12 protein-coding genes are annotated in these 12,259 nt (G+C 43.9%); 8 read left to right on the top strand and 4 right to left on the bottom strand.

Annotation, left to right across the window (positions count from 1 at the left end):
* Positions 1-35: 35 nt before the first annotated feature.
* The 5 genes from DN53_RS18000 (at position 36) to DN53_RS06505 (ending at position 4,921) form a co-directional block, all read left to right on the top strand.
* Positions 36-2,273, top strand: a complete 2,238-nt coding sequence (locus DN53_RS18000) for a hypothetical protein (protein WP_207211097.1) — start codon at positions 36-38, stop codon at positions 2,271-2,273.
* Positions 2,274-2,427: 154 nt separating this feature from the next.
* Complete coding sequence (locus tag DN53_RS06490; protein WP_129653583.1) at positions 2,428-2,736, top strand: T9SS type A sorting domain-containing protein; 309 nt, start codon at positions 2,428-2,430, stop codon at positions 2,734-2,736.
* Between the two features lie 144 nt (positions 2,737-2,880).
* Complete coding sequence (locus DN53_RS06495; protein WP_129653584.1) at positions 2,881-3,204, top strand: T9SS type A sorting domain-containing protein; 324 nt, start codon at positions 2,881-2,883, stop codon at positions 3,202-3,204.
* Between the two features lie 66 nt (positions 3,205-3,270).
* Positions 3,271-4,257 (top strand): long-chain-fatty-acid--protein ligase, encoded by a 987-nt coding sequence (locus tag DN53_RS06500; RefSeq protein ID WP_129654042.1) that lies wholly within the window; start codon positions 3,271-3,273, stop codon positions 4,255-4,257.
* A 118-nt stretch (positions 4,258-4,375) separates the two neighbouring features.
* Positions 4,376-4,921 carry a quercetin 2,3-dioxygenase gene (locus tag DN53_RS06505; RefSeq protein ID WP_129653585.1) on the top strand — a complete coding sequence of 182 codons (546 nt, stop codon included), beginning with the start codon at positions 4,376-4,378 and terminating at the stop codon, positions 4,919-4,921.
* Between the two features lie 35 nt (positions 4,922-4,956).
* Here the strand turns inward: DN53_RS06505 and tyrS are convergent, their stop codons facing one another.
* Positions 4,957-6,252, bottom strand: coding sequence for a tyrosine--tRNA ligase (gene tyrS, locus DN53_RS06510; RefSeq protein WP_129653586.1), 1,296 nt, complete (start codon positions 6,250-6,252; stop codon positions 4,957-4,959).
* Between the two features lie 84 nt (positions 6,253-6,336).
* On the opposite strand from tyrS, the gene DN53_RS06515 reads away from it, so the two are divergent.
* Positions 6,337-7,335: an NAD-dependent epimerase/dehydratase family protein gene (locus DN53_RS06515; RefSeq protein ID WP_129653587.1), complete on the top strand. Its 999-nt coding sequence runs from the start codon at positions 6,337-6,339 to the stop codon at positions 7,333-7,335.
* Here DN53_RS06515 and DN53_RS06520 read toward each other — a convergent pair.
* From DN53_RS06520 to DN53_RS06530, 3 genes are read right to left on the bottom strand one after another with little or no spacing between them, the layout of a single operon-like run.
* Positions 7,332-7,754 carry a DUF4296 domain-containing protein gene (locus tag DN53_RS06520; RefSeq protein WP_129653588.1) on the bottom strand — a complete coding sequence of 141 codons (423 nt, stop codon included), beginning with the start codon at positions 7,752-7,754 and terminating at the stop codon, positions 7,332-7,334. The genes DN53_RS06515 and DN53_RS06520 overlap by 4 nt on opposite strands.
* A 3-nt stretch (positions 7,755-7,757) precedes the next feature.
* Positions 7,758-9,092, bottom strand: coding sequence for a dihydroorotase (locus DN53_RS06525; RefSeq protein WP_129653589.1), 1,335 nt, complete (start codon positions 9,090-9,092; stop codon positions 7,758-7,760).
* A 2-nt stretch (positions 9,093-9,094) separates the two neighbouring features.
* Positions 9,095-9,823: a polyprenol monophosphomannose synthase gene (locus tag DN53_RS06530; protein ID WP_129653590.1), complete on the bottom strand. Its 729-nt coding sequence runs from the start codon at positions 9,821-9,823 to the stop codon at positions 9,095-9,097.
* 119 nt (positions 9,824-9,942) lie between these two features.
* Between DN53_RS06530 and DN53_RS06535 the strand changes: the two genes are divergently transcribed.
* Together DN53_RS06535 and DN53_RS06540 are read left to right on the top strand one after the other, a co-directional pair.
* On the top strand, positions 9,943-11,604 hold the full coding sequence (locus tag DN53_RS06535; RefSeq protein WP_129653591.1) for a glycosyltransferase family 39 protein: 1,662 nt from the start codon (positions 9,943-9,945) through the stop codon (positions 11,602-11,604).
* A gap of 35 nt (positions 11,605-11,639) precedes the next feature.
* Positions 11,640-12,257, top strand: a complete 618-nt coding sequence (locus tag DN53_RS06540) for a DUF4271 domain-containing protein (RefSeq protein ID WP_242502084.1) — start codon at positions 11,640-11,642, stop codon at positions 12,255-12,257.
* The last annotated feature ends 2 nt before the right edge of the window (positions 12,258-12,259 follow it).

Genomic DNA, 12,259 nt, shown 5'->3' on the forward strand with positions numbered 1-12,259 from the left:
TATTAATCCAAATATTTAAATCTAAAACTATAACAATGAAAAAATCACTTTTAAAATTTGTCCTAAGCTTCGCTTCAGCGGCCTTGGTAGTCTCTTGTATGAGCGACGACAATGGCCCTGCTCCTGATCCAGACCCAGTAGCCACGTGTTCAGATAACATTCAGAACGGGGATGAAACCGGAGTTGACTGCGGGGGATCATGTACTGCTTGCGTTGAGCCGCCCGTTGAACTTTCAGGCGAAGTAACCGAAGACACTGAATTGGATGCTTCCAAAGAATATCTTCTAACAGGATCCTATATTGTAAAAGCTGGTGCTGCATTGACCATTCCTGCCGGGACTACCATCAAGGCTTCCGGAGGTACCGCTGCCTTCGTCGGTGTTGAGAGGGGTGCCCAGATTTTCATCAACGGTACTGCTGCCGCTCCTGTCATCATGACCTCAAATGATCCAACTCCTGATGCTGGTGACTGGGGTGGATTGGTAATCGCTGGGGATGCCCCTACCAACAAAGGAGAGAATGTACTTTCCGAAGTAGGTGACCTTACCTATGGTGGTTCTACTGCCGATGACGATTCTGGTTCCATTACCTACCTACGTGTAGAATATACTGGTGCCACATTTTCCAATGACAAAGAATTCAACGGAGTTTCTTTGTTCGGTGTTGGTTCCGGGACTACTTTCGAGTATGTTCAGTCTTTCAACGGTGGTGATGACGGTATCGAGTTCTTCGGTGGTACTGTAGATGGTAACTACCTGGTATCCATTGGGAGTGGAGATGATTCCATCGACTTTGCCGATGGATGGACAGGTTCCGGTAGCAACTGGTACATTGCCGGTGGTGCCAAAGCTGGTATTGAAGGTTCCAACAACGGGGACAACGGTAATGCCACTCCTGTGACCACAACTACCTTGAGCAATATTACCGTGGTTGGTCCTGTTACCGAAGGTGCCCTCTTCTTTAAAGAAGGTGGAGGTAACTTTACCATCGATAACTTTTATGCTTCTGACATTGACCTAGCCGTTCATGTAACCGATGGCGATACTCCAGCAGCCACGCGTATAGAAAATGGCGATTTGGTTATCACCAACATTCAGTTTGCAGATCCCGCAACTGGTTTTGAGGCTACAGATTATACAGGTCTTAACCAAGCATTCTACACGGAAGGTATTGCCACAGGTGCCGGTAACGGTGCCGCATCCCCTGATTGGGCTGCCGGCTGGACCACAGGTTTGGAGAATAGCGCTTCCTCAAGCGAAAACTTGGCCGGTGAAATCACTGGTGATGTGGAATTGAGTGCTTCCGTGGAATACTTCTTGACCAGTGGATTGATTGTTAAAGCTGGTGGTTCCTTGACCATTCCTGCCGGCACAACCATTAAAGCTTCCGGAGGAACTGCTGCCTTTATCGGTGTTGAAAGAGGTGCACAGATCTTCATCAACGGTACTGCGGCTGCTCCCGTAGTAATGACTTCTTCCAGCGAAACTCCTGAGCAAGGCAATTGGGGTGGATTGGTAATTGCCGGTGACGCCCCTACCAACAAAGGGGTCAACGTCCTTTCTGAAGTAGGTGACCTTACCTATGGTGGAAACACCGCCGATGATGACTCTGGTTCCATTACCTATCTTAGAGTGGAATATACGGGTGCCACCTTCTCCAACGAAAAAGAATTCAACGGGGTTTCTTTGTTCGGTGTTGGTTCCGGGACCACTTTTGAGTATGTTCAGTCTTACAAAGGTGGTGATGATGGTATTGAGTTCTTCGGTGGAACCGTGAACGGAAACTACTTGGTGTCCATTGGCAGTGGTGATGATTCCATTGACTTTGCCGATGGATGGACCGGTAACGGTAGCAACTGGTATATTGCCGGTGGTGCCAAAGCTGGTATCGAAGGCTCCAACAACGGTGATGATGGCGATGCCACTCCTGTGACCACTACTACTTTGAGCAACATCACTGTGGTTGGTCCTGTTACTGAAGGTGCTCTTTTCTTTAAAGAAGGTGGTGGTAACTTTACCATTACCAACTTCTATACCAGTGGTGTTGATTTGGGTGTAAATGTAACTGGAACGGATACAGCCGCAGCTGCTCGTATTGAGGCAGATGCCCTTTCCATCACCCCAATCCAGTTTGCATCTCCTGCCTTGGGATTTGTGAATACCAACTATGCTGGACTTAATCAAGATTTCTTGACCGTAGGGGACAACACAGGGGCCGGTAACGGTGCTGGCGAACCCGATTGGGCTGCCGGTTGGACTGTAGGTATTGAATAATCACATAGATTTTCTACATTATATTGAGAGCCCCACGATCGTGGGGCTCTTTTTTTGCATTTCATCGAAAAAAGAAATACAATTCGTTGAACGGCTCCAGCATCGCGGACATATTTTTTTATATTTGTGGCACAGCCTTTGTTATCAATACTTTATGAAGCACTTTTACCTAATCATTTTCTTTTTTGTCTGTACTCTTGGTTTTTCACAAGAAACTACCTCTAGTTCCGATATTGATGGGTTTAAGCTGTATCCAAACCCCGTGACCCAGGGCAAAGTTTTTATTGAGACAAAGGATAACGCCCCAAAACAGATTCTTATTTTTGACGTATTGGGAACCCAAGTGCTCCAAACCACCATTTTGGGTAAGGAACTCAACCTTTCCCGTTTGGTCAAAGGCGTATACATTTTACGGGTTTTGGAAAACAACAAAGTGGCCACCAGAAAGCTTATTGTCAAGTAATTCGGGCTTTTTCACCACATTACAAGCACCACACACCACAACTTTTGCCTTTTCACCTACAGAAACTCCCATTTCACAACATTTTGTAGCCCTTCCCTGCTGATTTACATACTTTTACATTGCATAGACCCCAAATCAGCATTCATGAAGAAACTCTACTTTGTTCTCATTATGGCTTTACCTATATTCACCTACGGTCAAGAGTTGGTCAGTGTAAACACTGAGCCCCTACAAGAACTCACGGGTTTTAAAATGTACCCCAATCCTGCTTATGGCGAAGAAGTGTACATTACCACAGAATCCAACGGGACCAAGCAGATAAAAGTGTATGATGTTTTTGGTGAGGTTGTCCTTACCGATCGCATTTCCACCAATACCTTGGACATCTCGCGACTGGTACCTGGAGTCTACGTCCTCCAAGTAACCGAACAGAAAAAAACCATGACCCGAAAGCTGGTCGTGAAGTAAAAAACATATCTTAAAAGCCCCACTCTAACCGTGGGGCTTTTTATTTTTGGGTACTTTTACGGCCCAATGGACAACACGGACCTTCAACAACTATTTTCCATCCAAAATTCCAATGAATTTGATTCCTTGGCCATGGAAATATTCCGTTTCCAGTACAGTGCCAACGCCGTTTATGGCACGTATTGCAATCACTTGGGAAAAAGTCCTTCCAATGTTCTCCACCCTTCGGAAATCCCTTTTTTGCCCATCGAGTTTTTTAAGTCGAAAACCGTCGTCTCCTCCCCAAACAAACCGGAAGCCATTTTTGAGAGCAGTGGTACTACCCAAAATACAACAAGTAAACATTATGTAGCCGACCTAAGCTTGTATGAACGTAGCTTTATGGAAGCCTTTACATTGTTTTATGGACCTGTGGAAGAATTATGTGTTCTAGCCCTATTACCTTCCTATTTGGAGCGCTCCGGGTCATCTCTGGTCTATATGGTGAATGAGCTGGTAACCCGTTCGCAACATCCCGATAGTGGATTTTATCTGTACAATCTTCAAGACCTTCATCAAAAACTGAAAGCACAGGAGGCTTCTGGTTCCAAGACCTTATTAATCGGTGTCTCCTTTGCCCTTCTGGATTTGGCCGAGCAATTTCCCACACCCTTAAAATTTACCACCATCATGGAAACTGGTGGAATGAAAGGGCGTCGTAAAGAATTGATTCGTACCGAACTCCATGACATCTTAAAGGATGCCTTTGAGGTTCCCAACATACATTCCGAATATGGCATGACGGAACTTCTGTCCCAAGCCTATTCACAAGGCAATGGTATTTTTAAGACCCCACCATGGATGAAAATCCTGACCCGCGACACAGAAGATCCGTTGAGCCTTCAATCCGATGGAAAAACAGGTGGTATAAACGTCATTGATCTGGCCAACATCCATTCCTGCTCTTTTATTGCCACACAGGACTTGGGAAAAACCTATGCCAATGGAACTTTTGAGGTTCTGGGCAGGTTTGACAATTCGGACATCCGAGGCTGTAACCTTCTGGCCCTTTGACGGGAAAATCAACGGATTCCATCAATCCACACATAAATACAACCACCTTATATATCCATTATCCTTGGTTTCAAAGTTTTATGTAATTTGATAAGCATAATCAAACAAACCAACAATTATGGATAGAAATGCATTCTTAAAAAGAAGTGCCCTTTCAGCGGCCGCACTTGCATCTTTGCCCTCATTTGCTCATTTTTCCTCACCTTCCGAAAAAGGAGGCAATCCATTGACCCCTAAAATAGTACGCAAGGGCGAAGGCAAGAAGGTAAACGTTATTGGAGACCAACAAACCTTTAAACTTACCGGAGAGGACACCAATGGCATGTTCACATTGATTGAGGAAGTGAATCCTCCCGGCACCATGATCCCTCCCCATGTACACACCAAAGAGGATGAAATATTCAAAGTTCTCGAAGGTGAGCTTGAAGTTACCGTTGGAAGTGAAACTACTGTTTTAAAAGCGGGAGACCTTGCCTTTGCCCCTAAAAATGTCCCTCATACATGGAAAGTAGTGGGTGATCAAGATTGCCGAACCATTTTAAGTGTTTTCCCTGCAGGATTGGAGCACATGTTCGAAGAGTTGGGGAATCTGCCCCCAGGTCCACCAGACTTCGCCAAAGTAAGCGAAATCTGTGGCCGTTACGGAATTTCCTTCATCGCCTAAAAATAAGGGCCATCTTAAAAGATGGCCCTTATCATTTATTCCACTACCAGAACAAAGTAGTTCTTTTTGCCCCGCTGTAACAGGACAAACTTGTTGTTGATCAAATCGGCATCCGTGATCAAGTAATCTTCCTTTACCTTTTCCTTATTCACCGAAATGGAATTCTGCTTTAACTCCCTACGTGCTTCGCCATTGGATGACAAAAACTCGGTCTTTGCTGCTAAGGCTCCAATCATATCCAAGCCAGAAGCTATCTCCTCCCTTGCTATTTGCGCTTGGGGAACCCCTTCAAAGACATCCAAAAAGGTCTTTTCGTTCAATTGCTTTAAATCCTCGGAAGTGGATTTTCCAAAGAGAATAGCACTGGCCTTTATGGCATTTTCCAAATCTTCCTTGGAATGCACCATGGTAGTGACCTCTTCCGCCAATTTCCGTTGAAGTTCCCTTAAATGGGGCACTTCTTTGTGTTTTGTCACCAAGTCTTCAATTTCCTGTTGGCTCAGGAACGTGAATATTTTGATATACTTTTCGGCATCCTCATCCGAAGTGTTCAGCCAATACTGGTAAAACTTGTAGGGCGAGGTTCGCTCAGCATCCAACCAAACGTTTCCTCCTTCCGTCTTCCCAAATTTGGTTCCATCTGCCTTGGTGATCAACGGACAGGTTAGGGCGTAGCCTTTTCCGTTCCCTATTCGCCTGATCAGTTCCGTGCCCGTGGTAATGTTGCCCCACTGGTCACTTCCACCCATTTGAAGGGTACAGTCATACGCTTGATATAGGTGTAAAAAATCATAACCCTGCACCAATTGATAGGTAAACTCCGTAAAGGACATCCCTTCCTTGGCATCTGCCGAAAGTCGTTTTTTAACCGAATCCTTGGCCATCATGTAGTTGACAGTAATGTGCTTTCCCACATCGCGTATAAACTCCAAGAATGAGAAATCCTTCATCCAATCGTAATTGTTCACCAATACCGCTGCATTGGGCACATCACTTTCAAAATCCAAAAAACGACTCAACTGCCCTTTTATGGCTTCTTGGTTGTGTCTAAGGGTTTCTTCATCCAACAAATTCCGTTCGGCCGATTTTCCAGAGGGGTCCCCGATCATTCCCGTAGCACCGCCCACTAGGGCATAAGGCTTATGGCCGGCCAATTGAAAATGTTTCAGCATCATCACTCCCACCAAATGCCCAATATGCAACGAATCCGCTGTGGGATCAATCCCAACATAAGCAGCACGCATGGCTTCCATAAGATGCTCCTCGGCACCGGGCATTACATCGTGTATCATTCCTCTCCACTGCAGTTCCTGAACAAAATTCTTCTCCATGGTCGACTTTTTGAATAGCTGCAAATATAAAATGAAGTTGCCACTTACCTCAATAAATTCAGTACAAATAGGTACTTTTATCATATGATATTGGTAACAGGAGGCACTGGATTGATAGGTTCGCACTTACTCTTCCGCTTGATAAAAAATGGAAAAGCGGTGAGAGCCAACTATAGAAGCAAGGATGCACTCCAAAAAGTGGCCAAGGTCTTTGGCTATTACACAGACCAACCTGATACGTTACTTGAAAAAATACAATGGGTACAGGCAGACATCACCCATATTGGCGACTTGGACCAGCTGTTTCACGGAATTGAACAGGTGTACCATTGTGCTGCCCTGATTTCCTTTGATCCCAAAATGTACAAAACCTTGGTCGCGACCAATGTAGAGGGAACGGCCAACATCGTAAACCTAAGCCTCAAGCATGGCGTAAAAAAACTTTGCCATGTAAGTTCCATAGCCGCCATAGGTTCTCCCAAAATGGACAAAGAAGTGACTGAGGACAATGAATGGAACAATACCAATGCTTCGGTATACGGAATTACCAAACACGATGCAGAGCTGGAGGTCTGGCGAGCCTCACAGGAAGGGCTAAAAGTAGTTATTGTGAACCCTGGTGTGGTGATTGGGCCTGGATTTTGGAAATCTGGAAGTGGAAGTTTTTTCACCTATGCTGCCAAAGGCAAAACCAATTATATCCCTGGTGGTACCGGTTTTGTATCCATCAATGATGTGGTCAAGGCTATGCAAACCCTAATGGAATCCAATATCAATGGAGAACGGTTCATCTTGGTCAGTGATAATTTAACGTATGGGGAACTGTTCCATAAAATTGCCCCAAAATTGGGGGTATCATCCCCCACAAAAAAAGTATCCTTTTGGATGTTGGAACTTATGTGGCGTTTGGACGGACTGCGAAGCTCCTTATTGGGAAAAAGGCGGAGACTCACCAAAGCTATGGTCAAGGGGCTACGACACCAAGACATCTACAGCCATCAAAAATTGAAGAAAGTACTTGATTTTGACTTTGAGGACTTGGATACCGCAATTGATTTTTGTTGCTCCAAGTTTCCTGATTAGGGGTCTACAAGGCTGTCCTTTACACTCCTAATGGAATCCCTCCGTTTTTCTTGGGCCCTTCTAATACTATCATTTCTTTTTTTGGTCATTCTATCCATCATGTTCTTGCGTTCATCAATTCTAGCTTCCACATCTTCATAGATGGATTGGTATTCCAAAGGAATTGAGGCATAATACAGGTCGCTCTCCACAAATTGCACACTATCTATTTGATACTTTTTGTAGATAAAATCCATGATCTCAATCCCATTTTCATCAAATGTTTTGCTAAAGGCTGATTTAGCGGCGTTCATAAGGGCCAAGTCATGCAGAATATCGGCCATTTTCTCCTTTGGAATAAGGTTTTCCGGTTTTTCCACCACCTTCTCGCCGCACGAAAGGATTAAGATTCCCATCAAGAACAAAACAAGCTTTCTCATGCCCTATCGGTTAAACGTGATTCTTTTGGCGTTTTTCTTTTCGGAAAAAATCCCATGATCATAAGCCAAGTGCCCATTCACAAAGGTACGTGCCACTTCGGAACCAAAAGTAACCCCTTCAAAGGGAGACCAACCACATTTATAGAAAATATTGGCTTTTTTAACCTCGTTTTGTGAATTACGGGTCACCTGCACCAAATCGGCATAATAGCCTTCACGCACAAAGCCCCTCCTATCAATATCGAAGAGTTTTGCGGGGTTATGGCACATTTTTTCCGCCAGTTTCTCCAAGCTGATCTTGCCTTCTTGTTCCTTTTGTAGCATGGCCAACAAGGCATGTTGCACCAAAGGACCTCCAGATGGGGCCTTGGTGTAGGGGTTTTGTTTTTCTTCCAAGGTATGGGGAGCGTGATCGGTGGCCACAACATCTATCCTATCATCCAACAGAGCTTCCCAGAGTTTTTCCCGATCGTTTTTGGTCTTCACCGCAGGATTCCATTTGATCAGGGTACCTTTCTTGGCATAGTCCTCATCAGAAAACCATAAATGGTGGATACAAACCTCCGCAGTGATCTTCTTTTCTTCGAGGGGAATGGCATTCGTGAACAAATCCGTTTCAATTCCCGTGGAAACATGGAAAACATGCAAACGGGCACCGGTTCGTTTTGCCAAGGCTATGGCTTTGGAAGACGATAGATAGCAGGCCTCGGCACTTCGAATTATGGGATGGAGCTCCACAGGGATATTGTCCCCATACATATCTTGATATTTGGCCATATTGGCCCTAATGGTTCCCTCATCCTCGCAATGTGCCGAAATCACCATCTCCGTGTTACTGAAAATCTTTTCCAAAACCGCCTCATCGTCCACCAACATATTTCCCGTGGAAGACCCCAAGAACAGTTTCACTCCGGAACAGGCATTTTTATCCAGTCGTTTGAGTTCCTCCAAATTATCATTGGTGCCCCCAAACAGAAACGAATAGTTGGCATAAGCGTCCGTGGAGGCAATGGCAAACTTCTCCTCCAATTTTTCGAGGGTAGTGGTCTGTGGATTGGTATTGGGCTGCTCCATAAAGGTGGTGATACCTCCTGCTATGGCCGCCCTGCTCTCCGTGGCAATGGTCCCCTTATGGGTAAGCCCGGGTTCCCTGAAATGCACTTGATCGTCTATGATGCCCGGCAACAATAGATCTCCGTTCAAATCCACGACTTGCGCATTGGCATCTGAAATGTCTGAATCGATTCGTGCAATGAAGTCCCCTTCCAACAGCAGATCGGTTTCAAAAATGTGGTTCTCATTGACCACCTTGGCATTCTTCAATAGTGTTTTTGACATTCCTAAAAGTTCTTTCTGAAAAAAAGGCTTCTAAATTTCATGGCAATGACCCCGAATATGGCTTCCCGGATGATGGCCGAGTTCATTTTTGATTTCCCGTTGACCCTATCGGTAAAAATGATGGACACTTCTTCTATCTTGAACTTTTGGAGGTAAGCCCTGTATTTCATTTCAATCTGAAAGGCATATCCTATAAACCTGACATTGTCCAACTTGATTTTTTCCAAAACTTCGCGTTTGTAACATATGAACCCTGCCGTAGGATCATGCACCTTCATCCCGGTAATGAATTTCACATAGAATGATGCCCCATAGGACAACAGAATCCTAAAAAGTGGCCAGTTGACCACATTCACCCCCTTTTTATATCGGGAACCCACGGCCACATCGGCTCCGTTAAGACAAGCGCGGTGAAGGCGGGACAAGTCTGCTGGACGGTGCGAAAAATCGGCATCCATCTCAAAAATATATTCATAATCCCGCTCCAAAGCCCATTTAAACCCATGGATATACGCCGTTCCCAGGCCCGATTTTTCCTTACGAACCTCCAAGAACAACCTATCGGGGTATTCTTCCTGCAAAGACCTGACCGCTTGGGCCGTACCATCGGGAGAATTATCATCCACCACTAGAACATGGAAATCCTTCTTAAGGTCAAAAACCGTTTTTGCAATGGCCTCAATATTCTCAATCTCGTTGAAAGTGGGTATAATCACCAAGCCGTCCGCCATTCGATATCAATTAAAGCTCAAAAATACGGTTTTCTTGTTTGCCAAAACAACTTGTTCCACCCATGCCTAGATAGCCTGTTCACCAATATTTGTAACTTTGGCCATCAAAAATCCATTTAATGACCCAAAAGTTTCCTAAACTTTTTCTTGTACTACTGTCCATAGTTTTTGTCCTAAATCTTGTTCAAGGATATTTTACGGAACTTATTTATGATGAGGCCTACTATTGGTACTACGCCCAAAACCTGTCGTGGGGATATTTTGACCATCCGCCCATGGTGGCTTTTTTAATAAAGATGGGTAGTCTGTTTTTTGATGGGGAACTTGGAGTCCGTTTTATGAGCTGTATTCTATCGGTTGGCACATATATCTTGTTATGGCTCCTAATTGACAATCCCAAAAAGAAGGATTATGTGGTTCACTTTTTTCTATTGGTGTTCTCCTTTACCTTGATGAACGCCTATGGCTTTTTGACCCTTCCGGATACCCCTCTCTTGTTTTTCACGGCCCTGTTTCTCTGGTTGTACAAACGTTTTCTGAAAGACCCTTCCATTTTGACCACGGTTCTTCTGGGTCTGGTCATGGCGGCCTTAATGTATAGCAAGTACCATGCGGTCTTGGTGATTCTGTTCGTATTCCTTTCCAATGTCAAGCTTATTTTTAATCCAAAAGCTTGGCTGGCCGTGGCTTTGGCGTTGATCTGTTACACCCCGCATTTTGTTTGGTTGTATCAAAACGATTTTGTATCGATTACTTTTCATTTGTATGAGCGCCCCAATCAAGCCTATTCCTTTGAAGGGTTTACCTTGGGATATTTCTTAAACCTCATCGTTATTATTGGTCTGTTGTTTTATTGGGTGTACACCTCCTTTTTTAAATTCAAGGCCACAGATGCCTTTTCCAAGGCTTTGGTATACCTCGTCTACGGAATTGTAATTTTCTTTTTCATATCGAGCTTTAACAGGCGGGTACAGGCCCAATGGGCCATTGTCATTTCCATCCCTTTGGCGATCATTGCCTTTAATTACTTGATAGAAAATGCCAAAAGCAGAAAATGGATGTACAGAATAGGCTTGGCGAGTGTGGTTTTATTGCTTTATGCCAGGGCCTGGCTAGTGTACAAGCCCCTGTTTCCCATGTTATATGAGACCCATGCCAATGAAGGTTGGGTGGAAGAGCTCCATGCCAAGGCAGGTGATGCTCCCATAATTTTTGAAAATTCATACCGGCTTGCGCCCATATACCAGTTCAATACTGGGGTACCAGCCATTTCACTGAACAATTTCATGTATCGAAAGAACCAATATTCCATAGACGACTCCGAAGAAAAGGTAAGAGGAAAAAAAGTGGTCTATGTAAGTAAATACCGAAAAAGTGGTGACCTCCAATACAGGCAACCTGACAGTACGGTTTTTTATGGGGTATTCATGGAAAACTTCCAACCGTATCGAAAATTGGAGTGCATTGTTGAAAAGCCGGAAATAGGAATAGAGCACACCTTAAAAGTCTACAACCCTTATTCATTTGATATTCCCCTTGAAGAGTTAGAATATACCATTTCGTATTCCAACGCATACAAGCAGGTCAAGGAAATGCTCCCTTTAAAAGTGGGCAACCTATCCCCGGACCGTGCCATATTAAAAACAAAGGATACCGTTTTTTACACGTTTGAACTTCCTTTGCCAAAAACAATGGACAACCCGGTGTATTTTAGGGTTGGCATATCAGAACATGGTTTGCCTCCCGGTTTAAATGGAAAACCCATAAAAATACAAGAATGATTCCCGTTGAGAAGACTATAAATTCTTTGGATTGGATGACGATTGTACTATTCGTTGGTCTACTGATCCTTGCCTTGGGAAAGTACTTGTACCACAGCAAGTTTTTTAATTTTGTGATTTTACCGTTCAATGACAAATATGTGCTTTTGCACAACAAAAAAGGGCAACTCTTAAACTGGTTCCACATATTGCTTACCCTATTCCAATTGGTGAATCTTTCCTTGTTTGTGTTTATTGCTCTAAGCATCTTCAATGCCATGCCCGAAGGCAACCCACTGACAGTCTTCTTTGTGCTTATGGGTTTCTTGGCCTTGTTCCAATTGCTAAAATTCGCCGTCCAATTTCTAAAGGCATACGCTTTTAACACACAAGAACTTGTATCAGGTTTGATTTTTAGCAAAACTTCCTATTTCAATTATGGAAGCCTTATATTGTGTGTGGCCAATACCATATTAATATATATTCTAAAAGACTCAAAAACCGTAGTTTATACCGCCATAGTCTTAATTCTTCTTATAAATGGCATAGGAATCGTAAAGCTGTTGAAGAACTATCAAAAAGCTGTGTTTCCGTATTTTGTCTATTTTATTTTGTACCTTTGCGCACTCGAAATTGCGCCCTTGGTGATAATTGGAAGCTATCTAAAAGATTGAAA

The organism is Flagellimonas olearia, assembly GCF_004150225.1.
Classification (GTDB): domain Bacteria; phylum Bacteroidota; class Bacteroidia; order Flavobacteriales; family Flavobacteriaceae; genus Flagellimonas; species Flagellimonas olearia.

Excerpts from the sequence above, each read along its gene's own strand:
- DN53_RS06540 (WP_242502084.1), top strand. The coding sequence starts at position 11,640 with ATGACGATTGTACTATTCGTTGGTCTACTGATCCTTGCCTTGGGAAAG.
- DN53_RS06500 (WP_129654042.1), top strand. The coding sequence starts at position 3,271 with ATGGACAACACGGACCTTCAACAACTATTTTCCATCCAAAATTCCAAT.
- DN53_RS06505 (WP_129653585.1), top strand. The coding sequence starts at position 4,376 with ATGGATAGAAATGCATTCTTAAAAAGAAGTGCCCTTTCAGCGGCCGCA.
- DN53_RS06515 (WP_129653587.1), top strand. The coding sequence starts at position 6,337 with ATGATATTGGTAACAGGAGGCACTGGATTGATAGGTTCGCACTTACTC.
- DN53_RS18000 (WP_207211097.1), top strand. The coding sequence starts at position 36 with ATGAAAAAATCACTTTTAAAATTTGTCCTAAGCTTCGCTTCAGCGGCC.
- DN53_RS06490 (WP_129653583.1), top strand. The coding sequence starts at position 2,428 with ATGAAGCACTTTTACCTAATCATTTTCTTTTTTGTCTGTACTCTTGGT.
- DN53_RS06495 (WP_129653584.1), top strand. The coding sequence starts at position 2,881 with ATGAAGAAACTCTACTTTGTTCTCATTATGGCTTTACCTATATTCACC.
- DN53_RS06525 (WP_129653589.1), bottom strand. The coding sequence starts at position 9,092 with ATGTCAAAAACACTATTGAAGAATGCCAAGGTGGTCAATGAGAACCAC.
- DN53_RS06530 (WP_129653590.1), bottom strand. The coding sequence starts at position 9,823 with ATGGCGGACGGCTTGGTGATTATACCCACTTTCAACGAGATTGAGAAT.
- DN53_RS06520 (WP_129653588.1), bottom strand. The coding sequence starts at position 7,754 with ATGAGAAAGCTTGTTTTGTTCTTGATGGGAATCTTAATCCTTTCGTGC.
- tyrS (WP_129653586.1), bottom strand. The coding sequence starts at position 6,252 with ATGGAGAAGAATTTTGTTCAGGAACTGCAGTGGAGAGGAATGATACAC.
- DN53_RS06535 (WP_129653591.1), top strand. The coding sequence starts at position 9,943 with ATGACCCAAAAGTTTCCTAAACTTTTTCTTGTACTACTGTCCATAGTT.